A 26,825-nucleotide genomic window follows, 5' to 3' on the forward strand; every position below is an offset into this window, starting at 1 on the left:
ATAATGCGTTCAAATTCCGTTTTACGAAATGTGCTAATAATTACTTTGGTATTATTAAATATTGGTTGTGATCAAATTTCGAAAGACGTAGTTCGAAAAAATGTTGAGTCAAGTGAGTATATTCAAATTATAGGAGATAATTTTATTTTAACAAATGTTGAAAATACCGGAGCCATGTTAGGTTTTGGCAGCAACCTCTCCCCTATCTTAAAAATGATTTTTTTGCAAGCTTTACCCGTTTTTGTATTACTAATTTTACTTTTCAGAATTCTAAGAAAAAGGGAATTAGACAAATTTATGGCCTTGGCTTTTGCATGTGTTATTGGTGGTGGCATAGGTAATCTTATAGACCGAATTGCACATGGATCAGTCACTGATTTCTTTTTTGTTGAAATTGGTATTTTTAAAACTGGCATATTTAATATGGCTGATGTATCAGTAACTTTTGGGGTACTATTAATTTTGGTTTTAACACTAATTACTAAAAAACAAATACTTTAACGATGCAAAAACTACTATCTTCTGCATCTAATCTACAAGTACTTTACGAGGACAATCATTTAATTGTAGTAAATAAAAGGCCAGGTGACATTGTACAAGGTGATAAAACCGGAGATACTCCATTGAGTGATGTAGTTAAGGATTACATTAAAATAAAATATAATAAACCAGGTGCTGTTTATTTAGGTGTTGTACACCGTTTAGACAGACCTACATCGGGTATTATAGTTTTTGCACGAACTTCGAAAGCTTTAACTAGAATGAACAAACTTTTCGCTGAAAAAACTGCAAAAAAAACTTATTGGGCGGTTGTTAAAAATAATCCACCTAAACAAAAAGACAGCCTAGTTCATTGGTTAAAAAGAAACCCAAAACAAAATAAATCGTATGCTCACATTAAAGAAGTTAATGAGAGCAAAAAAGCTATTTTGGATTATCTAGTATTAAAAAAACTAGATAACTTTTATCTTCTCGAAATTGATTTACACACGGGCAGACATCATCAAATTCGTGCACAATTGGCTGCAATTGGTTGTACTATCAAGGGCGATTTAAAGTACGGTGCCGACCGAAGTAATAAAAATGGTAGTATTCATTTACATGCGCGTGCCCTATCTTTTATTCATCCGGTAAAAAAAGAACCCTTACAAATTTTAGCTCCACCACCTAACGATTCAGTTTGGAATGCTTGTTGCTAGGTATCTATTAGACACGTTTTCATATATTTAACGAACTAAAAACACTATACCATGATTAAGCGAGCACTTTTAATTCTAAGTTTTATTGCTGTTACTTCTTGCGGAACTTATAATTCCATTGATACTTTTTACGAGAAGCATAAAAATGATAATCACGTAACTGCAGTACGAGTTCCTCATTTTATGCTATCCATGCTAGGAAATATATCTCCCGAAATGAACTCCTTAATTGGGAGTACAAAAGATTTGCGCTATATGCAATTTCCGAGCGCTACAGCCGAACGAACAGAATTTCTTAATAATCAAATGAATGGCATCACAGGAAATTCATTTATAGAAGTTTATCGAAAAAATAATGAGCTAAAGCGCAATGTAGTTTCGATACGAGAAAAACGCGATGCGGTTAAAGAAATATTAATTTACAACAACAATACAGCTACTGGTTCTTTCTTATATTTTAATGGAAATTTCGACCCTGTAAAGGTAAGAGAAATGGCCAAAAACGAAGAGTTTCAAAAATTAGGTGATGGCCTTATAAGTCAATTCGGAATGGAAACACCAGGTATAAATCAAGAAAAGACGGATAATTAAATCAGCGCTTTTTTTCGAGTACGCAAACTTTCTATTATCACTGAAGTTAATATTAATGCACCTCCAAAAATAGTTGTTAACGTTGGAATTTCAGATAGAAAAAGAGCGCCTAAAATAATTCCGTATACCGGTTGAATACTACTTAATATACTCGCAGTAGTAATTGAAAAGTGCTTAAAACTATTTAAAAACATTGTATGCCCAATGGCTGTTGTCAATAATGCCAGAGCCAATAAGCCCTTCCATTGGGTAATAACAGTCTCAAATTCAACAAAAAACAAGGCTGGTATTAATAGAAAGCCACTAACACCCATTTGGTAACACATTAAAAAGGAGCCATTGTATTTCTGCACTTTAGATTTCATTAAAATATTTCTGAGGGCATATAATAACGCTGCAACAATACCAAAAATTACTGCAATTGAATACGAATTATCCAAACTAAAATTAGGCACTAAAAAGTAAATTCCGAATAATAGTAAACCACCTAAAAGCAAATGAACTTTCTGAAATTTTGTTTTCAGTATTATAGGCTCCAAAAAAGAAGTTATCACCGGGTAGGTGAATAAAGATAGCATAGCAATAGCAACGTTAGAATATTGCAAGGCATAAAAATAAGTAACAAAATGGGCTCCCATTAAAACGGAACTAACAAATAATTGTAGGCGGTCTTCTTTATGAATTTTTAAAGAAATTTTTCGCCATCTACAATAAACATATAACAAAGCAAAAGCCAATAAAGTACGCAGGCAAATGGTAACTGTTACAGGTAGTGCAATATATCTTCCTAAAACTCCAGAAGTACTACCGAATACCATGGCAACGTTTAATTCCAATAAATGTCTTGTATGTAATTTTGAGTTTTTCAAAAGTATTTATCGCGTAAGCATTTTGGCTTTTTGTTGTATAATTTGTGCCACAGGTTTATTTTGCAAATGACTTTCTAACCAAGAAATAATATCCAAATATAAAAATGGTCTCTTCTCATACGGATGATCCTCATATTTTTTTAATTCTTTATGCAGTTTTTCAAATTCATTACGTAATTCATGAGGGTAAATATTTCTAAGATTTCTTAAAAAATTCAACATCTCCTTTTGTACGGCATGCATATCATTCATTTTCAACAAAAACTTGTAGGTGCTTTTTAATTGAACTTCTAAATGATAATCCATACCTGCCTCATAATGAGCCACTAAACTTAAAACTCTTGCAAAGCACATTAAATCTTCGCGCATTTTAAGATTCTTATTTTTGATGATTTTATTTAGATATAAAATGCAGTTTTTGTTATCTGCATTTCCAAAATAAAGCGAAGCAATTTTATAGTATAAGACCATAATATGATGGGCATCTATACGATCTTTATGCTTGTTTATTCCATACTCAATAATTCGCACGAGATACAGTCCTTTTTTAAAAGTTCCTTCCATAAAATGCAAATTCAATTTGTGAGAATTAACATAGAGAAAAACCAAGGATGAAATATTATCATTTTTAGGAAAGCTTTTTTCTGAAACCTTACTTTCTAAATCTTCTAATGTTTGCTTAAATTGAGAGCTATATTTTACATTGAATAAAGATTCAAGTAGATAGTTATTTCCTTTTAAGAAAAAAACAGGATGCATTTCAATCATATCGGGTCGCTCATCAAAAAGGTCCACCCATTTTCTAGCATATTTATAACAAGAAAGAAAGTCTTGAGTTAAGAAACTATACCACAAATACGACTTGTACAACCATAATTTTTCACGAAAACCAAGTCTATCAATATCATAATCTGGCAGTTGTTTTTCAAAATATTTTTTAACTCTTTGGTAATCATCATCGCTACGAACGTAGCCAACCTTTAACATCCAACCATATAATTGTAAAGACAGGTTAGACAATTTGCTAGTCATAACATTCTGTGCAGACAAATCTTTTGCTTGCACTGCCAATTCATCAGCGCGATCCGGAATACTTCTGGTTATAAATTGCGTTTCAATTATCTTCTCAAGTTCAACAATTTCATAGGCAATATTCTTTTCCTCATTCTCAATTGCAATATTTTTTGCTTTATCAAGAATTTTTAAGCTTTGCTTATACAATCCTTTTTGATATAAAATTGTTGCAAAATCTAGTTGTTCTCTAATTTGTACACGAATATTTTGATTAACCGGATTTAAACGAAGACTCACAAGAATTTGCTTGTACAGGTGTGCTTTTAAGTTAGAAAGTTGGGCTTTTTTTACAATGCCACTTTCTAAAATAGCAGTTTCATTATAGCTCCTTAGCTTGTCTAAAAGTATAAAAAGTGATAAAAATTTGGCATCAGTATTAACACCTAATCGACCAACATAAAGCTTGAACTGTCGCTTTTCTGATTTAGAAAGCGATTTCACCAGAACAAATAATGCATCTTTGTGCGTATTTGTCATCGTAAAAAATAAGGGTTAAACAATTGTTTTACAGTATTTTAAACAACACCAAAAGTACATCGGCATTGTAAAAGTGAGACTTAAATAGTAATCTTTTCGCCTAAGGGCCATATATTCGTATAGTCCCGCTAAACTACACAAATATAATGAGCAAAGATATAGTACAAATTTTTGACACAACATTACGCGACGGAGAGCAAGTCCCAGGTTGTAAACTTGACACTACTCAAAAGTTGGTAATTGCCGAAAGGTTAGAAACTATGGGCGTCGATATTATTGAAGCCGGCTTCCCAATTTCTAGTCCTGGCGATTTTAAATCGGTAAATGAAATAGCAAAATTAGTTAAGAATGCTACTGTTTGTGGTTTAACTAGAGCTGTTAAAAAAGATATCGAAGTTGCTGCTGAAGCATTAAAACCTGCTGTTAGACCAAGAATTCATACGGGTATTGGCACTTCAGAATCACATATAAAACATAAGTTCAATTCAAACAAAGACGCAATAATTGAACGTGCAGTTGCTGCTGTTAGCCATGCAAAAAACTTTGTTGATGATGTTGAATTTTATGCTGAAGATGCTGGCAGAACTGATAATGCATTTTTAGCTCAAGTTTGTGAAGCTGTTATTAAAGCAGGGGCTACCGTATTAAATATACCTGATACTACAGGATATTGTTTACCATCTGAATACGGAGAAAAAATAAAATATTTAAAAGAAAACGTAAAAGGAATTGAGAAAGCTATACTTTCTTGCCATTGTCATAACGATTTAGGTTTGGCTACTGCAAATTCTATCGCGGGTGCTATAAATGGTGCACGACAAATAGAATGTACTATTAATGGCATTGGAGAGCGTGCAGGCAATACTAGTTTGGAAGAAGTTGTAATGGTGATGCGTCAGCATCCTACATTAAATATAGACACAAACATAGATAGTAGACTTTTATATAGCACAAGCCAAATGGTTTCCCAAAAAATGGGGATGATAGTTCAACCCAATAAAGCTATTGTTGGTTCAAATGCATTTGCACATAGTTCTGGTATTCACCAAGATGGTGTAATCAAAAACAGAGAAACCTATGAGATTATTAATCCGGAAGATGTTGGAGTTAATGAATCTTCAATTGTTTTAACTGCTAGAAGTGGTAGAGCCGCCCTAGCCTACAGAGCGAAAAAAGTTGGATATGAATTAACCAAACTTCAATTAGATGAAGTTTATCAGGAATTCTTAAAATATGCGGATTCTAAAAAAGAAGTAATAGACACAGATATTCATGAAATAATTACCTCCTCAAAGGTAAATATTGAAAGCATTGCATAATGCAGTTAGAAATAGCCCTTTTAGGAGGAGACGGTATAGGGCCTGAAGTTCTTGAACAATCTGTGAAATGCTTAAGAGCAGTTGAGGAAACTTTCAATCACGAATTTACCTATACAGAAGCTAGTTTTGGGGCGGCAGCAATTTCTAACACAGGCAAACCATTACCTGAAAAAACCTTAACCATTTGCAAAAGAGCTGATGCTGTTTTATGTGGAGCTATTGGTGAAATAGAATACGATAATAATCCGTCGGCCATTATACGGCCAGAACAAGGTTTATTTCAATTGCGAAGAGACTTAGAACTTTTTGCTTGCATACGACCAGTAAAAGTTTTTCCTTCCATTACAAGGAATGCAATCTTAAATAATAAATCAATTATTGGTACAGATTTAGTAATCTACCGAGAATTAACTGGTGGTATTTATTTTGGAAAAAAAGAAATTTCTGATGATGGACGCACGGCATCAGATCTATGTAAATACACCGAAAAAGAAATCAGTAGAATTGCCCACCTAGCATTTAAAGCAGCAAAAAAGAGAAAACGCAAAGTTACACTAGTAGATAAAGCCAATGTTTTGGCTACCTCAAGACTTTGGCGAAAAGTAGTTACCGAAATTGCAAAAAGTTATTCAGATATTAAGCTAAACTGCATGTACATTGATAATGCTACGGTACAGATGATGAAAAACCCAGCTCAATTTGATATTATATTAACTGATAATATGTTTGGAGATATACTGTCTGATCAAGGTAGTGTTATTATTGGCTCCATTGGTCTATTGCCTTCTGCCTCTGTTGGAAAGGACAATGCAATGTTCGAACCTTATCACGGGTCGTACCCACAAGCAAAAGGAAAAAACATAGCAAATCCAGTAGCTTCAATCCTTAGCGCTGCCATGTTATTAAGTCATTTCGATTTAAAAGAAGAATCTAATGCTGTAGTATCGGCCGTAAGGAAATCGTTCCAGAAAAAAATAGTAACGACGGACATTATGGGCAGTAGCAAATATGGCACCGATTATGTTGGCAATTTTATTGCAGACAATATTGTAGATTCAGATGATTTAGGCAATATTAATGATGAAAATATTGGCCTAGGAAAATCTACCATTATATAACTTTGGCAAATAAAATTCTAATTCTCCTATCAATTAAGGTGTAAATTACAGGAATACTACATTAAAAAATATCCGTTTTAATTTCTGATATATTGAATTATCTTTGCCCTTTACAAACCTAACCAATGAAGATTTCATACAACTGGCTTAAACAGTTTATTCCAATAGAATTTGAAGCAAAAAAAACTGCTGAAATGCTTACCGACCTAGGTCTTGAGGTAGGTGGAATAGAAAAATACGAATCTATTAAAGGCGGACTACAAGGTGTTGTGGTTGGTCATGTTTTAAGTTGCGAGCAACATTCAAATGCAGATAGACTAAAACTAACAACGGTAGATGTTGGTCAAGAGAACCCAATACAAATTGTCTGTGGTGCGCCCAATGTAGCAAAAGGTCAGAAAGTACCTGTTGCAACAATTGGCACTACCCTATACGATGACAAAGGTGAGGCTTGGAAGATTAAAAAAGGAAAAATTAGAGGCGAGGTAAGTGAAGGAATGATATGTGCCGCTGATGAACTTGGTTTAGGTACGGATCATGATGGAATAATGGTCCTCGATTCCAAATTAAATCCAGGCACTCCATGTGCTGAGATTTTTGAAATTGAAAATGATGAAGTTTTTGAAATAGATCTTACCCCTAACAGAGCCGATGCCATGAGTCATCTTGGTGTTGCCCGTGATTTACAAGCTGGTTTAGAACGAAGAAAAATCAGCAAAAAACTAATTACACCATCTGTAGGCAAGTTCCATGTAGATGTACGTGCTAGAAAATTACAAGTAACTGTCGAAAACAGTAAACTTGCTCCTCGATATTGCGGTATTACTTTAAGTAATTTAACTGTTCAACAATCACCAGATTGGTTGAAGAATAGATTAAAAGCAATTGGACTATCACCTATCAATAATGTTGTAGATATTACCAATTATGTTTTACATGAATTAGGTCAGCCACTACATGCTTTTGATGCTGACCGCGTTTACGATAAAAACATAATTGTAAAAACTGCTACAAAAGGCACCAAATTCATGACATTAGATGGTGTTGAACATATATTACATGAAGATGATTTAATGATATGTGATGCCGAAAAGCCAATGTGCATTGCTGGAGTTTTTGGAGGGATTAATACAGGGGTAACGGAGAAAACAACATCCATTTTTCTGGAAAGCGCATATTTTGACCCGGTAACAATTAGAAAAACCGCCAAAAGACATGGACTTAATACAGATGCTTCGTTTAGGTTTGAACGTGGTATTGATATAGAAAATGTTGAATACGCTCTTAAACATGCTGCTCTGTTAATTAAAGAGGTTACTGGTGGTGACATCACATCAGATATTGTTGATTTCTATCCAAAACAATTTGAAGACCATCAAGTATTTCTTTCATTTGAAAAGATAAATAAATTAATAGGTGAAGAAATTCCAAAAGACACTATAAAGTCTATTTTAGCTTCGTTACAAATAAAAGTAAAAAGTGTTACGGAAAGCGGCCTTGGATTGGCTATTCCTTCGTATCGAGTAGATGTGCAACGAGAAGTAGATGTAATAGAAGAAATTCTTAGAGTCTACGGTTATAACAATATAAAATTTGGAGATAAACTAAATGCATCAGTAGCAAAAAGTACAAAATTCGATGCGCATAAGTTGGAACAAAAAATTGGTGATCAACTAGCTTCACAGGGTTACTATGAGATAATGACAAACAGTCTTACTTCTCCAGAATACCAAAGTCTTTCTGAACAACTATCGGCAGAAGAGTCTGTTCAAATGCTAAATCCTTTGAGTAACGATCTTTCAGTAATGCGAAGTTCAATGTTGTTTAATGGCTTAGAAACAATTTCATATAACGTAAATCGTAAAAAATCGAATTTAAAATTATTCGAGTTTGGTAAAACGTATGCGCGAAATGAAAAAGGTACTATTGAAAACATGCATTTATCATTATTTCTAACGGGTAATCGATCCGAAGATAGTTGGAATACACCGCAAAAGAAAAATGATTTCTTTTTTCTAAAAACAACTATTGAAAATACGTTAAGCAGACTTGGAATTAATTATAATGCTTCATCACCCATAGATAGTGATTTATTTTCTGAAGGACTTACCTTATCTGATAAGAAGAAAGATATTGTAACCTTTGGTATTGTTACTTTAAGTATTCTCAAAAAATTTGATATAAATCAGGAAGTACTTTATGCTGATTTCAATTGGGATAACATATTACAATTAGTAACAAAAAATAAAATAATTTATCAATCGATTCCTAAATATCCAGAGGTTAAAAGAGATTTTGCACTATTATTAGATGATGACATCACTTTTAAAAAGGTTTATGATTTAGGTTTTCAAACTGAGAAGAAACTAATTAAGAATATTAATCTTTTTGATGTATACACGGGCTCTAAGTTACCAAAGGGCAAAAAATCCTATGCCATTAGTTTTACATTACAAGATGATAAAAGCACATTAACTGACAAGCAGATTGATAGAATAATGAAGAAGTTACAAACGCGTTATGAAAAAGAATTAAGCGCAGAATTAAGGTAATTCCTAAAAATTACCCGGGGTAATTACACCATCAATTTCGTGCATTACTCCGTTACATTGATTAGCATCAGCAGTAGTTATTTTAGCAGAATTCCCAATACTGTCACTCAAAATAATATCAATACCTTGCATGGTAGCAGTAAGTTCATTTCCTTGAACTGTTGTAAATGTAGCTGTACCGTTACCGCGACACATAGCTTTTAATATTTTAGAGGCCGAAAAATTTCCAGCTACAATATGGTACGCCATTAAATCTTTTAGTTCTTTTCTATTTTCTGGTTTCAGTAATTCAGCCACTTTATTTCTTGGTAGTTTTTCAAATGCACTGTCTGTTGGTGCAAAAACTGTAAATGGTCCATCATCAGCTAAAAGTTCTTCGAGTTCCGATGCACGCATTACTTCTAAAAGTGTTTTATAATTTTCAGAATCAGCAGTATTGGTTAAAATAGATTTTTCAGGATCCATTTCGGATAAAAACTCATAACTATTGTTTTGAGCCGAAGAGATTAATGAAAAGAAGAGAAAAATTATGGGGAATCCGGAGGTCAAAAATTTCATAGGTTTCGTACTGGTCAGTGTTCTTGTTTAAGGGCTATTCTCGATAAACGGTTAGTTATCTCGGACGAAGTTACAATGAAAAGCGTCTTCATTGCAATAATTGACAACCAGTTACAAACAAATTAACACAATATTAACATGGCATTTGCTACATAAAACGCATCTAGCTTCTAATTATTTTATATTTGATGTAATAGTTGTGTTCAAATTATAGATAATGAAGAGAACAAACATACAAGAAAAACTAGTTAAAGAGCGAAAAAGGCATCTAAATACGGAAGAAGATATAGCAAATATTTATGCTATTTTAGAGCAAAATCAAACTGAACGCGATTCTATCAAAAATAATATACTTAAGGGTTCTACATTTACTTCTTTTAATTATGACCTTGATTTATTGGCATCTGAAAATATATTCCATATTGCGCAAATAAAAAATATTTGTGTTGCCTATAGATTACGGTTTTTAGACTCCAAATTGTTTAAAGGAGAAATACCTGAAGAAGCTATTTCCAAAATTAGGCAGTTGGAAAAAGAACACGAAATGGAACTTTCCGGTTTTAAAGTATTAGCCCCCTCAAAACTATTCAAATTAAAAGATAAAGATGATCCGATACTTTTTGCGCCATTAGGTAATGGTTATTTTTATTTAATATATAAGTGGGGAAACGACCTACATCCATTGCGAAAGTTACTAATGTGGCCTTTTAAAAATATAATAAATTTAGTTTGGTTTACCTTATTGGTAAGTTTAATAATTACTACACTTATACCATCAGGATTGTTTTCAAAATCTACTACTGTAGCACAATTTGGATTATTATTCTTTTTTAGTTTTAAATCAATAGCGGCTGTTGTAGTTTATTATGCTTTTGCTCAAGGCAAGAATTTTAGCAATGCCATTTGGAATAGTAAGTACATTAACACATAAAAAAAACTGTTTAAAATGTTTAAACAGCCTTTTTTTAATTAGTTTGATTCTATATTATTTTACATAGAGTTTGTATGGGATTCCGTCTACGTCCAAGTTATCAATAAGTTCTGGTGCTGGTGCTGGTTTTATTCTTAAAATCCCACCTTTATTTGAACTCTCCATTTTTTTATATCCTATTACAATAAAATCATTTTTATCATCATAAGAAACCATTGTTGTATTTTCAATTTTAAATTCGAAAATACTTTGCGCCTCTGTTAAAAAGTTTTCATAGGCATATAAAATTGCCAACTGGTTATCAAAATCATATACCGCTGGAATAATTGCATAAGAACTGTAATCACCTGGAGGCATTTCATAATACATTCTCCCTTGGCTATCAAAATAATTGTATTTCGAGTTTACAAAGTTCGGTGCCGTACTATCGTTATAATTCGTGTATTTAACTTTTAACGTACTACTGTTTATTTCTGAATGTAGGTTACTATAACTAACAATTATATTTTCTGCTGGATTTTTAAAAATTTGCTTTACATCAAAACCTAAATTAACATCACTCATTAAGGTATTTGTACTTTCACTCATTATTAAAAGATGGTACTCATCTGTAGCAGATTCATCATGCCCTAAAATGAATAATTTACCATTTGCAAATACTAACTCTTTTGGAATATATGTAGGATCAAAAGATTCATTTTTTAAGGGAACGTCTACAAAATTCGAAGCCATTTGAGATAGATCAATTACTCGAACAAAGTAATCATTGCTATCATCTAGGTGATAAGTTAAATAAAGCTTTGAATCTGAATGTGCTATTGCCGTCACCTTCAAGTTACAATCAGATAGTTCAGCAAATAAATCTAACGTTGTAGTTGAATTATCAGAAAAATTGAACTGAGAAATAATTCCACCACAATCGGTATTTTTTTGATAAGAAGTCATTATACTACCATCATTATAAACTAAATCTGGCATTATCATATCTTCAAAAGAACTCTTAGCAGGGTTTAGTGTTAGTACTTCTGCAGTTGCATTAATTAAAGTACTTGAAATTACACTGTTATCATTAACTAATAAATTGTAGCTAGCATCTGCGCCTGGAGTATCACCACCCTCTCCTTCAACGTCAGTATTGGTATCCGATTTACTGCAGCTGAGAATAGCGCATGCCAAAAATGCATAAAGAATGTTGTAGGTTTTCATAAGTTGTAAAATTTGGGTTTTACAATATCATACAGAAACAGCGTACATTTTGTCACGCTGTTCTTTTATTGTCTTGTCAGACATATATGAATCAAACGTTAAATATCTGTCAATGTTGCCTTTAGGGGTCAATTCTATTATTCTATCGGCAACTGTTTGTGCGAATTCATGATCATGGGTTGTAAATAGCACAGTACCCTTAAAATTCTTTAGTGAATTATTAAATGCAGTAATACTTTCTAAATCCAAGTGATTTGTTGGTTCATCAAGCATTAAAACGTTAGCCCTAAGCATCATCATGCGGCTAAGCATACAACGAACTTTTTCTCCTCCAGATAAAACTGAGCACTTTTTAAGTGCTTCTTCGCCACTAAAAAGCATTTTCCCCAAAAAACCACGAATAAATACTTCTTCTCGTTCTTCTTCCGTTTTTGCCCATTCTCGTAACCAATCTACCAAACTATCGTCAGATTTAAAATAACGAGAATTATCAGCTGGCAGATACGACTGATTTGTAGTTACGCCCCATTGAAATGTTCCTTTATCAGCTTTCTTTTTATCATTTATAATTTCGTAAAATGCAGTTGTAGCTCTGGCATCTCTTGATATAACAGCTACCTTATCTCCTTTAGAAAGGTTAATGTTTACTTTATCGAATAAAAGGTCCCCATCTTCTGAAGTGGCAGCTAATCCCTCAATATTTAATATCTGATCACCAGCTTCTCTTTCACGTTCAAAAATAATAGCGGGGTATCTTCTACTAGAAGGTTTAATATCCTCAACATTTAATTTATCGAGCATTTTCTTTCGCGAAGTTGCTTGTTTACTTTTAGCAACATTTGCACTAAAACGTGAAATAAATTCTTGTAATTCTTTCGCTTTTTCTTCGGCTTTTTTATTCTGTTGAGCTCTTTGTCTCGATGCTAACTGGCTACTTTCATACCAAAAAGTGTAGTTACCAGAATACAAATTCATTTTACCAAAATCGATATCAGCAATATGCGTACAAACCGTATCTAAAAAGTGTCTATCGTGCGATACTACGATAACTGTATTTTCATAATCAGCTAAGAAATTCTCTAACCAATTTATTGTTTCATAATCAAGATCGTTTGTCGGCTCATCCATAATTAAAACATCTGGGCTACCAAACAAAGCTTGAGCTAAAAGTACACGTACTTTTAATTTTGGATCTATATCTGCCATTGCTGTGTGGTGCAAATCTTCAGAAATTCCCAAGTTAGATAACAATGCAGCCGCGGCACTTTCAGCATTCCAACCATCCATTTCTTCGAAACGTACTTGAAGTTCACCAATTTTATCTGCATTCTCATCGGAGTAATCGGCATATAAAGCATCAATTTCCGTCTTTATAGCAAATAAAGGTTTATTCCCCATTACAACAGCATCTAATGCTCCAGTTTCATCGTAAGCATTGTGATCTTGCTCTAAGATAGACATACGTTTACTAGGTTCTAAAGACACCCGACCCGATGTGGGATCTATAGCTCCTGAAAGAATTTTTAAAAAAGTTGATTTACCAGCACCATTTGCACCGATAATACCATAACAATTTCCTTGTGTAAAAGACACATTCACCTCATCAAAAAGTACTCTTTTTCCAAATTGCACTGATAAATTTGATACCGACAGCATAGTTTTCTATTTTAAAAATTGGCGCAAAAATACATAATATTATCGCTTAAGCTCCCATTTTATCAGCAAAAATGATATAAAATAGTTCCTCTTTCAATCTACATATTAACGTATTACTTCCATTTTTAACTACCATTTAACAGGCTCGCCTATACCGGTTTATTATTTTTGAGTGTTATAGGTGTAGCAATTTTTATATGAATAAAAATTTACTTTATCTTTTAGTTATAGTTTTAGCCAGTTGTGGAAAAGGCAAAAACAGTTCTCCTCATGTTTATTTTACTGGAGAAATTGTGAATCCTACTTCCGGTCATGTTGTTCTTTATAAAGGAGACAACATAATCGATTCTGCTAAATTGGATGAAAACAATAGATTTAAATTTCAATTTGATTCTATTGCGGATGGTTTATATCATTTTAACCACGCTCCCGAATTGCAATATGTTTACTTAAAAAAAGGAGATAGTCTTGCAGTTAGATTGAACACGGTTGATTTTGATGAATCTTTAGTTTTCTCTGGGGATGGTGAAGAAATAAACAACTTTCTTCTAGAACTATTTTTAGCGAATGAAGAAGAAAGACCAGGAATAAATGCTACGTTTCGATTAGAACCAAAAGTTTTTACTACAAAATTAGATTCTTTAGCTAATCAGAAGCTAGAAATACTCAACATACTTAAAGAAGAAGGCAATTTAACTGATAGAGAAGTTAAGATTGCCAAGGCAAGTATTGTTTATGGATATGATGCTTATAAAGAGAAATATCCCTTTGTACATCGTAAATATACCAAAGACAAAAAAATACAAGAAGTACCTGCTAATTTCTATGATTACCGTAAAAATCTAGATTTTAATGATAGTGATCTAACTTATCTTAGACCCTATTATAATTTTATGAACAATCATTTTGGCAATATTACCTACATGAGTTGTACATCTGATTGTGAATTAAAAGAAAAATTCGTTAAAAGTCGAATGCATTTTAACAGTCATAAACTATATATTATAGATAGTGTTGTTATTGACAAAGAACTGAAAGACAATTTATTACGAAAAGTTGCTTTTGATTATTTATTAAAATCCCACGACTCTGAAAAAAACAATGAAATTTTTATTGAAAAGTTTCACGAGCTCTCGAATAACAATAGACATAATAAAGAGGTTGATGAATTATATGAAGGCATAAAGAATATACAGCCTACAAAGTCTATTCCTGAGGTTTATGTTTTTAATGCTGAAGGAGAGAAAATGTCGTTATTAGATATTTCGAAGAATAGAAAAACACTTTTCTATTTTTGGTCGGGAGAAGACAAGCGCCATTTAAAAGAAGTTAATAAAAGAGTGCAATGGCTGGGCAAAAGAAAACCAGACTATCAGTTAGTTGGAATTAATGTGAAAACCGAAGAAACAAACTGGAAAGGCATCGTACAGACTGCAAAGCTTAATCCAGATTTACAATACCGTTCAGCAAATTTTGACGAGTTGACAAAGGCCCTCATTATTTTTCCAATTAACAAATGTATTATCACAGAGAATGGTAAAATAGTTAATGCCTTTAGTAATATTTTCTCAAATACTATTGAGCAACAAATGAGTGGTTATACCCAACTTGCTAAAAACTAAAAAAGCAGCATAAAAATTTATGCTGCTTTTAAATTGTTTTTAAAAACTCCTAGTTTCCTTTTTGATAATCTGCCAAGAATTTAGCAAGACCACTATCAGTAAGTGGGTGTCTCAATAAGCCTTCTATTGATGATAATGGACCAGTCATAACATCAGCACCTAATTTAGCACAATCAATAACATGCATTGTATGTCTTACTGACGCAGCTAATATTTGAGTATCAAATCCATAATTATCATAAATATGGCGAATTTCAGCAATAAGGTTTAAGCCATCGGTAGAAATATCATCTAAACGACCAATAAATGGAGAAACATACGTTGCGCCCGCTTTAGCAGCCAATAATGCTTGACCAGGTGAGAAAACCAAAGTACAATTAGTACTTATACCTTTATCAGAGAAATATTTTAAAGCTTTTACACCATCTTTAATCATAGGTATTTTAACTACAATCTGATCGTGTAATTCAGCTAATGCTTCACCTTCTTTCACCATTTCATTAAATTCTGTTGAAATAACTTCAGCAGAAACATCACCTTCAACAATATTACAGATATCAACATAATGTTTTAAAATATTATTTTTTCCTGTAATACCTTCTTTTGCCATTAAAGATGGATTAGTTGTGACCCCATCAAGAACACCTAGTTCTTGTGCTTCACGAATCTGGTCCAAATTGGCAGTATCTATAAAAAATTTCATTTATCTAGTTTTTAAGTTTTAAGTTACTCCTTTAACACAAAGGTAGTTGCTAGTAACAAAGCTACAATTTATAATGGTTCATCAATAATTTCTCGTAGAGTTTGTCAGACAGTATTTTTTTCAGAAACAACGAGAATTTTTGCATAAAAGCCCCTACTCTATAATGTACTTTAGGATTTTTTGTATTTAAAATCTTTAATACCGTTTTTGCTACCAGAATAGGGTCTTGGCCATCTGCCACGTGCTCATTCATCATCTCAAGACTTTCAGCATACTTCTTATAGGCTGAATTCGCTTTAATGGGCGCATGATATCGCCCACTTGCTATATTTGTTACAAAATCACCAGGAGCTAAACTAGAAACTTTTATATTAAATTCTTTGGCTTCCATACGTATCGTCTCTGTAACAATACTCAAAGCTCCTTTAGAGGCCGAATAAACCCCTCGGAATGGCAATCCCATATACCCTGCTATAGAAGTTATATTTATGATGTAACCTCCACCCTGCTTTCGCATATGTGGCATTACTTCTTTTACCACATGTAAGGGTCCATTAAAATTGGTATCGAATGCACTTAAAATTTCAGAATGTGGTGTTTCTTCTATAGGCCCAGTAATACCAACTCCAGCATTGTTTATTAAAACATCAAGCTTACCTTCTTTTGCAATTATTTCATCAACGGCTTGCTTAATTGTTTCAACATTTCTAACATCCATTTCTAAAAGATCAAAAGCACTAAAATCTGGATGTTTTGCAACATTTCTGGTGGTTCCATAAACATTGTATCCATTAGCTGCTAATAAAATGCAAATAGATTTACCGATACCCGAAGAACCGCCCGTAACAAGAACTACTTTCTGAGACATAAGGCCTGCAAATTAATGATTTTGGTATTTTAATTCTAAATGAAGTACGAATATAAAATTATCGCATAAAAAAACGGCAAGCTACCTACATCGCACCGCTACAACCATATACCCTTGCTGCGTTCCCACCCTGGGGGATTCTACAGGAGCTGGTCGTGTAGGACTTGCCGAACTGCAAATATACAACGAACAAAAGGCATTATCCAAAAGAGAAATGCATTAATTATTTGCTAAATAATTAAATATAAGTTTTGCGAATGTTTACGTTAAAAGAATAACCGTATAACTAGTTCAAAGACAAACAGCTAATTAAAAAATTGACTTTTAAACACTTTATCACTTTATCATGGTTACTACATTTACAATTTTACAACGCTCTGCTATTTTCTAACACCTAACTCCGATTCATAAATTAGACTATTGAACCTTTGAATAGAATCGATTAACTTTACCATCTTAAATTCAATTATTTCTTATTATGCCTAAATTATTAGTTTCTTTATTTGCTTCTATTCTTTTTATGGCCTGTGGCGACGGAGGTTCAAAAGCCGACTTATTTAAAATTGATTTGGAAGGCGGAAAAGATATTTTCCAAAAAAATCAATCTGTAGGTATCTCCATTATAAATAAGAAAGAGAAAGATATCAGTAAAGTGGTCTATTCCATAGATGGCAATGAACTTCCTATTTCAGGTAATAAAATCACTTTAAACACAACATTGTTAGGCAATAGAACTTTAACAGCTAACGTCACTTATGAGGATGGAACGGTAGACATTTCACGAGACATCAAAATATTAGCTGAAAAAGTTCCTGAAGTATATAGCTACGAAATAATTAATACTTTTCCACATGATACAGGCGCCTACACACAAGGATTAGAATTCCATAACGATACGCTATATGAAGGTACGGGGAAAAAAGGCCGTTCTTTTTTAAGAAAGTTCGATTTTAATACTGGGAAAGACTTTGCAAGAATTGATCTCGATAAATCGTTTTTTGGTGAAGGAATTACCATAATGAATGATAAAATATATCAATTGACTTGGCAGGCAAAAACAGGCTTTATTTATGACCTGAATAAATTCGAAAGAATTGATAGTTTTCAATATGGCGAAAGCAACCAAGGATGGGGACTATGCAACGATGGTGAAAAAATATATAAAAGCGATGGAACAGAAAAAATTTGGTTTTTAAATCCAAATACATTGGTTGAAGAAGGTCATATAGAAATTGTAACCAACAAATCTATTTTCAACAAGGCAAATGAACTCGAATTTGTGGATGGTAAAATTTACGCTAATGTTTATCAACGCCCAAGTGTTATGATTATTGATGCAGAAAGCGGTGCTATTGAAGGTGTCATTAATTTTAGTGGATTAGATAAAAAAGTGACTAAAGGAGATAATTGGAACCCAACAGATAATGTATTAAACGGCATTGCATTTCACCCTACCAGAAAGACTTTCTTTGTAACTGGTAAAGATTGGGACAAGCTTTTTGAGGTTACCATCTCAAAAAAATAAAATGAATTATTACGAAAAAACAATTGTTGTTGGGGAAGAAGATTTAGACGACCTCGACCATGTAAACAATGTGCGTTATGTACAATGGATACAAGACATCTCAAAGGAACATTGGCAAGCTAGAGTAACTAAAGAAATTCTTGAATCGGTAGTATGGGTAGTAATGAACCATAATATCACCTATAAAAGCGCAGCCATGTTAAACGATACTATTTTAGTAAGAACACATATAGCAAAAAGCAGAGGCCCTATTTCTGTTCGTGTGGTTGAAATGTTCAATGCTAAAACAAATTCGCTTTTAGTTCGTTCAAGTACTGAGTGGTGTTTACTAAATGCTAAAACGTTTAAACCCACTAGAATTTCTGAAAATATAAAAGAGATTTTTTCAAATGAAACGCGCTAAACGTTCCATTGATTATGTGCTAAAAAATGCGACCATACCTCTACTCCATTCTGATTTTTGTTTTGCTTGCTTCTGGCATGGCATGTCGCAAAAATTTTGAATATGCACCAAGTGCAGGAAATTTAGAGTTTTCAAAAGACACCGTATATCTCGATACTATTTTCAGCAATATAGGTAGTAGCACCTATAGTTTAAAAGTATATAATCCCACTCGAGATGATGTAGAAATTCCATCAATCCGATTACAAAACGGTACTCAAAGTGGATACCGTCTCAATGTAGATGGTGTACCGGGAAAAGAATTTCAAAACATTCCAATATTAGCGCAAGACAGTATGTTTATTTTTATCGAAACAACTTTTCATGTTTCGCCACATACGGTTAATGAATTACTGTATACAGACAAATTACTTTTTGATGTTGATACAGATGAACAATCGGTTGAATTAGTAACCCTTGTAAAAGATGCTGTTTTTTTATTTCCAAATAAAGATTCTGAAGGAAAAATAGAAACTATTTCAATTGGTAACGATTCCGAAGGAAATAGTATTAAGGTAGATGGTTTTTCATTACAAGACAATCAATTGCATTTTACCAATGAAAAGCCTTACGTAATTTATGGTTATGCTGCTGTTTCCAATGAAAAAACTTTACTTATAGATGCCGGTGCCAGAGTTCATTTTCATAAGGACTCTGGAATTTATATAGATGCCGGAGCCAAATTAATGATAAACGGAAGTCTTAGCAGTGATTCAAAACTTTTAGAGAACGAAGTAATTTTTGAAGGCGACCGATTAGAACCGCAATTCGAATCAATTTCTGGACAATGGGGAGCACTATTAATAACCAACGGAAGTACAGGTAATACCATTAATTATTTAACCATAAAAAATGCTACAGTTGGCTTAAAAATTCAAGATGAATTAAACAATAATAGTACATCGGAAAACACAAACTTAGAAATTAAAAATTCTCAAATTTATAATAGTGAAAACATAAACCTTTGGGCACAATCTGCTAGTATTCTTGCCGAAAATTTAGTGTTGGGCGCTGCTGGTAGTCAATCGCTATATTGCAATATGGGTGGAGCCTATAATTTTTCGCACTGTACTATTGCCAACTATTGGATTAAAGATTTTAGATTAAGTACTGCGCTACAAATTGATAATTTTTCTAATGATAAAAGCTACGATTTGTTTAATGCTGATTTTACAAATTGCATAATTTACGGTGCGCAATCAAGAGAAATTTCTTTAGTTTCAAATGAAACAAACACCTTCAATTTTTCCTTTACCAATTGTCTAATTCGTTATGCAGATAATGCTGTATCGACAGACAGTTTTGTTCTTGATTTCGATAATGAAAATCATTTTAAAAATAATATAATTAATCAACCACCAGAATTTTTTGATTCTTTTGGAGGAGATTATCGAATAAACGAATTATCTTCAGCAAACGGAACAGCTAATTTGGAAACAGCACTAGAAATCCCCCTAGACATCCGAGGGGTTAATAGAAATGTTAATCCAGATATTGGTGCTTTCGAATCTACCCTACAAGAATAATTACATATATTCATTTTTTGAAAGAAAATTCTTTCAAATTAGTTCATTTTCAGTAAATTGCGAATGTAAACCCTAAAATTTATACGGGAAATCTACAAGCAACATATTAGTTCTATGGCTAATTTGCATGTAGATAAAAAGTCAATGGAATATTCGTATGCTATAATAGATTCCGACGCTACTTCTAACTTGCAATTACAGCACTATTTAGAAGAGTATGGTGACTTCTGCCTTGTATCACACTCAAAAAATTCTAATGAGGGCATCGACAATATTCTTAAGTTTTCTCCAGATGTAGTTTTTATCAATTTAAATGATAAGGCTCAAGAGCATTTTCAAATGGTTACAGAGCTATATCAATACATAAAAGAGCTACCGGTTTTTATAGGCATCTCCACTTCTAAAGCGCATGCATATGACGCAATTAAGAACAACTTTTTCGACTATTGGTTATTACCTTATAATGAATTCAATATTCGTAAGTCTATTTTAAAACTTAAAAAGTTGATGCCAAAAGAAAAAGATTTGGAGACTTTATGTTTAAAATCGTACCGCGATTATCATTATGTTTCTACTAAGGACATTCTTTACCTACAAGCAGATAATAATGCAACCGATTTTATTATGAAAGACGGTTCTGTAATTAGTGCATATAAAACTTTAAAGACCTACCAACAACAATTACCAAAAAACTTCGTTCGTATACATCAGAGCTACATATTAAATACCAATTATGTATCTCGTATTAATTATGGGAAATCCATATGTGCTTTAAAGCTCAGTAAAGTACAGTTACCGTTTTCAAAATCGTATCGCGAAAACGTTGACCATTTAAAAAATATTCTTTCAAAAACTACAATTCACTCGGTTAATTAATCGAATACTCATAAAATTCATTCACTTACTCACAAAACTGTTCTATTTACTAGTAGAATTTTTCAATCTCCATTGTAAACTAGCAATCATGGTAGTTTAGTCGTGTACTAAAAATCCAATAACAATTAAATAAAAGAACCATGAAAAAAGTAGCAAGTATTATAGCAGTAGTAGTAATGACAATGGGCATGTTTTCATGCGATAACGATACCGCAGAAAATGATGATATCTACAATTCAATAAATGCAGCTGAGAATGATGACAATGGCCATAGTAGTTCTGGTGGCAGTGGTGGTGAATAATAGCAAAAAATAGTTTACATAAAAAAAGCCTTGAATATTACTTTTAAGGCTTTTTTTATATCTTGTAATTAATGAACAATCACCTTGCATCCTCCTTTAACACATTGCGAATATTTATCGCAACGTTTGTTGTTGCCCTAATCATCACTTCTTGCAATAATGCTAAAAAGAATAAAGAGGAGTTTGCTACTACAAACGAAAAGGATAGTATTCTTGATTATATTAATTTGGGTTCAAACAAAGCTTTGTCTATATCTGATAGATTACTCCTTTTAAATAAAGCATTTAAATTAACACAACAAATTAAGCAAGACACTATACGTATAAAACGCTTGACAAAGCTGCAATGGCTATACTCACAATTGAACGACTCCACCAATTTTAGAGTTTCCAACAAACAAGCACGTAATTTAGCCTTAAAACTTGAAGACACGTATCGGCTTAGTCTTAACTTTTGGGATCTTGGTGTATATTTAGAAAAGGCTGATGTGCAAGACAGCGCCTATTATTATTTGTCTAAAGCGCAAAAATATTTCATACAATTGAATGAAACCAAACGTGCAGGTTATATTACCTATGATATGGCACGAATACAATCAGAAATTAAAGATTATTCTGGTAGTGAAATTAATACTATAAAAGCGATAGAGTTATTAAAACCTTTTGATGAAAATATGATGCTATTTCGATGCTATAATTTACTAGGTATAGTATCAAAAGATTTAGGAGAATATAAACAATCATATCAATACTATAACGAAGCAGAAGGCTATGTAAGAAAATTAGATTCCCGAGAGTTTCTCGAACTTCAGCTTGTCAATAATATTGGAGTAACTAATTTAAAAAGTGGTGCCATTGATAATGCTAAAAATCAATTTAAAAAAATAATAAATTTCGATAGTGTAAATAATAAATGGCCCGATACTTATGCTAGAGCTTTAAATAATTATGCTACTGCTAAGTATAAAAATAATGAAGACGATAATATAGTAAGCATAATAGAAGAAGCGATAAAAATAAGAGATAGCTTAGAAGATGAATCTGCATTGGCTGGCAGTTATATTAATTTAGCAGAATATTACTTGTTTAATAAAGATTCGATTAAAGCCCTAGTGCCACTTTTAAAAGCTAAACAAAATGCTGAAAAAAGCAGCAATAATGAAAGGCTTTTACAATCATTAGGGTTACTTGCACAAATTGATAAAAATAATGCGGCTAGCTATAGTAAGCGCTACATAAATCTTAATGACAGTCTTGCGCATGCCGAGAGAACTTTACGTAATAAATTTGCACGCATTCGTTTTGAGACCGACGAAGTTGTAGCTGAAAATATAATACTTGCCAGCGAAAAGGAATTATGGGCGGGAATTACAGTATCCGTAATGTTATTATTTGCGGCATCATTTGTAATCATAAGTCAACGTATAAAAAACCAAAAACTAAAGTTTATACAAGCTCAGCAAAAAAGCGATGAAAAGATATTTAGTTTAATGCTATCTGAAAAACAAAAACTTGAAGAAGGCAAAAAAATAGAACAAAAAAGAATATCTGAAGAATTACATGATGGTATTTTAGGTAAAATGTTAGGTGCTCGAATGGTTCTAACCGGACTTAATAAAAAAGTAGATACGGATGCTATAACCGTTAGAGCAGATGCTATTTCTGCTTTAAAAGATGTAGAAAGTGAAGTGCGATTAATATCGCACGAACTTAGCCATGCTGCATATAAAGACATGCATAATTTTATTCGCTCCATTTCCGATTTATTAGAAAACACTGGAACTACCGCAAATATTTCGCACACTTTTAATTATGATAATGAATTTACATGGGATAATTTAAGTGGTGACATAAAGATTAATTTATACCGCATTATTCAAGAAAGTGTACAAAATGCAATTAAACATGCCCAGTGTAAAACGATAAATTTAGATTTCTCCGTCGAAAATGAAAGCCTACAAGTAATAATTTCTGATGATGGTGTTGGTTTCGATTTAACAAAAACCAAAAGAAATGGAATTGGTATGTTAAATCTGAAGTCCAGAGTAAATAGACTGAATGGGGAATGGACTATTGATAGCAAATTAGGAGAAGGTACTTCTGTGAGATTATTGATTCCGATTACTTACTTTTCAAAAGAAAAGCATAATTTTGATACACTAGCCAATTAATCACAGATTAAGACCCCAAAGTCAATGGAAACTTTAAAAATATTTGCTTTAGATGACCACAAGATGACGGTCATGGGCTATAAGTTTATTCTTGAGGATGCCAATTTTAACGAATTCGAAGTTGAAGTAGACATTGCGACCACTTTTGATATTGCTAAACAAAAAATCAAACAATCTTTAAATACTAGAAAGTACGATATAATTCTCCTAGACATTCAATTGGTTTCATTAGATTCTGACGATAAGAGAACGGGCGAAGATGTTGGCATTTATGCTAGAGAAGTCTCCAAAGAATCCCGAATTGTTTTTATGTCCTCATACAGCGATAGTTTACGGATTCAAAGTTTATTTAAATCGGTAACTCCAGATGGGTATATGGTAAAGTCTGAAATAGATGAACATACCTTGATCGATATGGTAAATACTGTAAAAAAAGGAATTCTTTATTATTCGCCGAGCGCACTTACAGCGATGCGAAAAACCATGTCACGACAATTTGAGGTGGATGATTACGACATAATGATACTTCAAGAACTAGCAAAAGGAACTCGAACTAAGGATATTAGTGACCACGTACCGTTATCACAAGCTTCTGTAGAAAACCGTAAAAGGCAACTAAAAGTAAACTTCGGAATTAAAGAAGAAAATGACCTCGCCCTAATAAATGAGGCTCGAAAAAAGGGATTTTTGTAAGATACGGATTACATTTAATAAAAATAAGAGCAAAACCCTAGTTTTTTTATGGTTTTCATGTAATGATCAGAGTCAATTAAAATATACATTTACTTTTTAAGTAGAAAGTATTATTTTTTTTGATGTCTATAAACCGAGTAAATTTTGATACAAGTGAATTAGGTGGTTTCTCCAACGACCTAAACTTAAATGGTTTGGAAAGGTTCAAAAAAAACCTTGAAAGATTCTTTATTTCACAGATATCCATTCGTGAATGCATCACCAGCTATACCTCAGAAGTAAAACTTGTTATCGAAGTTGCAAGCCCTTGGAAGTTTTCTCAAAATGTTGAATATTTTAGAAATAGTACCTTAAGTGATACTGGTTACAATGGAAAAGCACTATTAAACATTCTTGCCGAATTACAAGAAGTTAATGATGTATTAATAGATATTGAAGAGTTATCACTAACTACAGAAGACACTACAATTATAATCCAAAGAATTGGTAGATTAAGTATTGCTAGACAATATGATAATATTTTGAGGGTAATCCTAAATTCATACAATTATATTGTCTCTTCCATTCGAGAAATTCCTGAAGAAATTCACATACCGGTTTTAACTGCTGCCGACAATAAAAAAGAAGATTACGCTATATTATCTGATTTAACTACGAGAGATTCGGATTCAGAATATTTCTCCTATTGGGGATTATGCTACACATCAGATTTTGATACAATTATTTACGATGTTAAGAACGCTGACTTCATTTTTGAAGACGTCACTATATTTCCGCAATAATTTCTACTAAAAATTTAGTAATTAAATAATTGTTTACCTGCCATTAATGCGTTTACGCGCGATTTCACACTTGCAATTTTAGCTTCATCTTCTGCATTCGTTAATACTTCATCTACCAATTCAACAACGGTAACCATATCTGCCTCATTAAGTCCACGCGTGGTAATCGCAGCTGAACCAAATCGTATCCCTGAAGTTATAAATGGAGACTGCGTATCAAAAGGCACCATATTTTTATTCGCAGTTATATCGGCTTTAACCAAAACAGCTTCGGCATCTTTCCCTGTAATATCTTTATTTCGCAAATCAATCAACATCATGTGATTATCAGTACCTCCAGATATTAGATTATAACCTTTAGCTACGAAAGCTACTGCCATTGCTGCAGCATTTTTCTTTACATTAATCATATAATGTAAAAATTCATCAGAAAGCGCTTCTCCAAAAGCAATAGCTTTAGCTGCAATAATATGCTCTAAAGGCCCACCTTGATTCCCTGGAAATACTGCCAAATTCAACAAAGCAGACATTTTCCTAAGCTTTCCGTTTTTCAGTGTAATACCAAAAGGGTTATCAAAATCTTCACCCATCAATATTAATCCACCTCTAGGGCCTCGTAATGTTTTATGCGTAGTAGTTGTAACTATATGACAATGCGGTATTGGATCAGATAATATTCCTTTTGCGATTAAACCAGCTGGGTGCGATATATCCGCTAATAACAATGCACCAACACTATCCGCTATTTCACGAAACCTTTTAAAATCCATATCTCTGGAATATGCAGAAGCACCAGCAATAATCATTTTTGGTTTTTCACGGTCCGCTATTTCTTGAATCTTATCGTAATCTAAAACTCCGGTTTCTTTATCAACACCATAAAAAACAGGGTTGTACAAACGACCTGAGAAATTTACAGGCGAACCATGTGTTAAATGACCACCATGCGAAAGGTCAAAACCAAGAATTGTATCACCTGGTTTCAAACATGCATGATAAACAGATGCATTTGCTTGCGAACCAGAATGTGGTTGTACATTAGCATATGCAGCTCCAAAAAGTTCTTTTGCACGATCAATAGCTATTTGCTCAACAACATCAACAACCTCACAACCTCCATAATAGCGCTTACCAGGGTAACCTTCTGCATATTTATTGGTCAATACAGACCCCGCTGCTTCCATTACTGCCGGACTTGTAAAATTCTCAGAAGCAATTAATTCAATACCATTTATCTGGCGTTGTTCTTCCTCTTTTATCAAATCAAAAATTTGGCTATCGCGTTGCATAACTATTGTCATTTAATTAAGCGGCAAAAATACAAATTGAAAGGCTTTAATAGCAATAAAAAAATAGTTTTGATTATAATTTTATTAAATAACAGTTAACAACCTGCATACGTCATTTACAAACCGCAATAAGACTCAAAAATCACTAGATTTAATAGTCTTTGATTAATAATCTACTAATCATTTGTGCTAAATCCAATGCTTGCAATTCACTGAAAATTATGTCGCACACCTGATTTGTACTAACATTCAACGTTTTACGTTATGGACTTGACCTATTTTGGCATAGCTATTGAAAATATTTACAAAATCATAAAGTCTAATATCATGAAAAAAACACTACTATATTTAGCTACAATATTTGTAATGCTATCCTGTGGCGGAGTTAAAAAGACGCAAAAGGCCATAAATACAGGTGATTATCGTAATGCCATAAACCAAGCAATCACAAATTTAGCTAACAATAAAGCGAAGAA

Annotated in this window: 24 protein-coding genes and 1 other RNA gene; 16 read left to right on the top strand and 9 right to left on the bottom strand. The window is 32.8% G+C overall.

What is annotated here, in order from left to right:
* The first annotated feature begins 3 nt into the window (after nt 1-3).
* Genes lspA through ABJF52_RS10425 form a run of 3 tightly spaced genes read left to right on the top strand, consistent with a single transcriptional unit; the run spans nt 4 to nt 1,790 of the window.
* Nucleotides 4-501, top strand: coding sequence for a signal peptidase II (gene lspA / locus ABJF52_RS10415; protein ID WP_348149758.1), 498 nt, complete (start codon nt 4-6; stop codon nt 499-501).
* A gap of 2 nt (nt 502-503) precedes the next feature.
* Nucleotides 504-1,199 (top strand): RluA family pseudouridine synthase, encoded by a 696-nt coding sequence (locus tag ABJF52_RS10420; RefSeq protein WP_348149760.1) that lies wholly within the window; start codon nt 504-506, stop codon nt 1,197-1,199.
* Nucleotides 1,200-1,250: 51 nt separating this feature from the next.
* Nucleotides 1,251-1,790 carry a DUF4252 domain-containing protein gene (locus ABJF52_RS10425; RefSeq protein ID WP_348149762.1) on the top strand — a complete coding sequence of 180 codons (540 nt, stop codon included), beginning with the start codon at nt 1,251-1,253 and terminating at the stop codon, nt 1,788-1,790.
* Here ABJF52_RS10425 and ABJF52_RS10430 read toward each other — a convergent pair.
* Both ABJF52_RS10430 and ABJF52_RS10435 read right to left on the bottom strand, forming a co-directional pair.
* Nucleotides 1,787-2,659, bottom strand: a complete 873-nt coding sequence (locus ABJF52_RS10430; protein ID WP_348149764.1) for a DMT family transporter — start codon at nt 2,657-2,659, stop codon at nt 1,787-1,789. The genes ABJF52_RS10425 and ABJF52_RS10430 overlap by 4 nt on opposite strands.
* Before the next feature lie 6 nt (nt 2,660-2,665).
* Nucleotides 2,666-4,210, bottom strand: a complete 1,545-nt coding sequence (locus tag ABJF52_RS10435; protein ID WP_348149766.1) for a hypothetical protein — start codon at nt 4,208-4,210, stop codon at nt 2,666-2,668.
* Between the two features lie 146 nt (nt 4,211-4,356).
* On the opposite strand from ABJF52_RS10435, the gene ABJF52_RS10440 reads away from it, so the two are divergent.
* The 3 genes from ABJF52_RS10440 to pheT all read left to right on the top strand — a co-directional run bounded on the left by ABJF52_RS10440 (nt 4,357) and on the right by pheT (nt 9,199).
* Nucleotides 4,357-5,529 (top strand): 2-isopropylmalate synthase, encoded by a 1,173-nt coding sequence (locus ABJF52_RS10440; protein WP_348149768.1) that lies wholly within the window; start codon nt 4,357-4,359, stop codon nt 5,527-5,529.
* Nucleotides 5,529-6,647 carry a 3-isopropylmalate dehydrogenase gene (gene leuB / locus ABJF52_RS10445; protein WP_348149770.1) on the top strand — a complete coding sequence of 373 codons (1,119 nt, stop codon included), beginning with the start codon at nt 5,529-5,531 and terminating at the stop codon, nt 6,645-6,647. Before ABJF52_RS10440 ends, leuB begins: the two co-directional genes overlap by 1 nt.
* A 125-nt stretch (nt 6,648-6,772) precedes the next feature.
* Nucleotides 6,773-9,199: a phenylalanine--tRNA ligase subunit beta gene (gene pheT, locus ABJF52_RS10450; RefSeq protein WP_348149772.1), complete on the top strand. Its 2,427-nt coding sequence runs from the start codon at nt 6,773-6,775 to the stop codon at nt 9,197-9,199.
* A 3-nt stretch (nt 9,200-9,202) separates the two neighbouring features.
* On the opposite strand, the gene ABJF52_RS10455 is transcribed toward pheT, so the two are convergent.
* On the bottom strand, nt 9,203-9,757 hold the full coding sequence (locus tag ABJF52_RS10455; RefSeq protein WP_348149774.1) for a fasciclin domain-containing protein: 555 nt from the start codon (nt 9,755-9,757) through the stop codon (nt 9,203-9,205).
* A gap of 217 nt (nt 9,758-9,974) precedes the next feature.
* Between ABJF52_RS10455 and ABJF52_RS10460 the strand changes: the two genes are divergently transcribed.
* Nucleotides 9,975-10,688 (top strand): hypothetical protein, encoded by a 714-nt coding sequence (locus ABJF52_RS10460; protein ID WP_348149776.1) that lies wholly within the window; start codon nt 9,975-9,977, stop codon nt 10,686-10,688.
* A gap of 54 nt (nt 10,689-10,742) precedes the next feature.
* Here the strand turns inward: ABJF52_RS10460 and ABJF52_RS10465 are convergent, their stop codons facing one another.
* On the bottom strand, nt 10,743-11,894 hold the full coding sequence (locus ABJF52_RS10465) for a hypothetical protein (protein WP_348149778.1): 1,152 nt from the start codon (nt 11,892-11,894) through the stop codon (nt 10,743-10,745).
* A 27-nt stretch (nt 11,895-11,921) separates the two neighbouring features.
* Complete coding sequence (locus ABJF52_RS10470; RefSeq protein ID WP_348149780.1) at nt 11,922-13,550, bottom strand: ATP-binding cassette domain-containing protein; 1,629 nt, start codon at nt 13,548-13,550, stop codon at nt 11,922-11,924.
* Between the two features lie 197 nt (nt 13,551-13,747).
* Here ABJF52_RS10470 and ABJF52_RS10475 point away from each other — a divergent pair, with 197 nt between their 5' ends.
* The gene (locus tag ABJF52_RS10475) at nt 13,748-15,172 is read left to right on the top strand and encodes a transaldolase (protein WP_348149782.1); all 1,425 of its coding nucleotides are present in this window, start codon (nt 13,748-13,750) and stop codon (nt 15,170-15,172) included.
* Nucleotides 15,173-15,221: 49 nt separating this feature from the next.
* Here the strand turns inward: ABJF52_RS10475 and fsa are convergent, their stop codons facing one another.
* The 3 genes from fsa to ffs all read right to left on the bottom strand — a co-directional run bounded on the left by fsa (nt 15,222) and on the right by ffs (nt 16,913).
* Nucleotides 15,222-15,875, bottom strand: a complete 654-nt coding sequence (gene fsa / locus ABJF52_RS10480; protein WP_348149784.1) for a fructose-6-phosphate aldolase — start codon at nt 15,873-15,875, stop codon at nt 15,222-15,224.
* Between the two features lie 61 nt (nt 15,876-15,936).
* Nucleotides 15,937-16,743 (bottom strand): SDR family oxidoreductase, encoded by an 807-nt coding sequence (locus ABJF52_RS10485; protein ID WP_348149786.1) that lies wholly within the window; start codon nt 16,741-16,743, stop codon nt 15,937-15,939.
* A gap of 71 nt (nt 16,744-16,814) precedes the next feature.
* Nucleotides 16,815-16,913: signal recognition particle sRNA small type (gene ffs / locus ABJF52_RS10490), an RNA gene on the bottom strand.
* A 308-nt stretch (nt 16,914-17,221) separates the two neighbouring features.
* Here ffs and ABJF52_RS10495 point away from each other — a divergent pair.
* From ABJF52_RS10495 to ABJF52_RS10530, 8 genes are all read left to right on the top strand, one after another.
* A complete protein-coding gene (locus ABJF52_RS10495; protein ID WP_348149788.1) occupies nt 17,222-18,268 on the top strand; it encodes a glutaminyl-peptide cyclotransferase in 1,047 nt (348 codons plus the stop codon).
* Between the two features lies 1 nt (nt 18,269).
* Nucleotides 18,270-18,671, top strand: coding sequence for an acyl-ACP thioesterase domain-containing protein (locus tag ABJF52_RS10500; RefSeq protein ID WP_348149790.1), 402 nt, complete (start codon nt 18,270-18,272; stop codon nt 18,669-18,671).
* 26 nt (nt 18,672-18,697) lie between these two features.
* A complete protein-coding gene (locus ABJF52_RS10505; RefSeq protein ID WP_348149792.1) occupies nt 18,698-20,236 on the top strand; it encodes a hypothetical protein in 1,539 nt (512 codons plus the stop codon).
* A gap of 114 nt (nt 20,237-20,350) precedes the next feature.
* Nucleotides 20,351-21,112: a LytTR family DNA-binding domain-containing protein gene (locus tag ABJF52_RS10510; RefSeq protein ID WP_348149794.1), complete on the top strand. Its 762-nt coding sequence runs from the start codon at nt 20,351-20,353 to the stop codon at nt 21,110-21,112.
* A 140-nt stretch (nt 21,113-21,252) separates the two neighbouring features.
* Nucleotides 21,253-21,414, top strand: coding sequence for a hypothetical protein (locus ABJF52_RS10515; protein ID WP_348149795.1), 162 nt, complete (start codon nt 21,253-21,255; stop codon nt 21,412-21,414).
* A 71-nt stretch (nt 21,415-21,485) separates the two neighbouring features.
* Nucleotides 21,486-23,585 (top strand): ATP-binding protein, encoded by a 2,100-nt coding sequence (locus ABJF52_RS10520; RefSeq protein WP_348149797.1) that lies wholly within the window; start codon nt 21,486-21,488, stop codon nt 23,583-23,585.
* A gap of 24 nt (nt 23,586-23,609) precedes the next feature.
* The gene (locus ABJF52_RS10525; protein ID WP_348149799.1) at nt 23,610-24,278 is read left to right on the top strand and encodes a histidine kinase; all 669 of its coding nucleotides are present in this window, start codon (nt 23,610-23,612) and stop codon (nt 24,276-24,278) included.
* Nucleotides 24,279-24,400: 122 nt separating this feature from the next.
* Nucleotides 24,401-25,060, top strand: coding sequence for a hypothetical protein (locus ABJF52_RS10530; protein WP_348149801.1), 660 nt, complete (start codon nt 24,401-24,403; stop codon nt 25,058-25,060).
* 14 nt (nt 25,061-25,074) lie between these two features.
* Here the strand turns inward: ABJF52_RS10530 and glyA are convergent, their stop codons facing one another.
* Nucleotides 25,075-26,349, bottom strand: coding sequence for a serine hydroxymethyltransferase (gene glyA / locus ABJF52_RS10535; protein WP_348149803.1), 1,275 nt, complete (start codon nt 26,347-26,349; stop codon nt 25,075-25,077).
* Nucleotides 26,350-26,825: the final 476 nt, after the last annotated feature.

It is taken from the genome of Aurantibacter sp. (genome assembly GCF_039941195.1).
In the GTDB taxonomy this organism is placed as follows: domain Bacteria; phylum Bacteroidota; class Bacteroidia; order Flavobacteriales; family Flavobacteriaceae; genus Aurantibacter_A.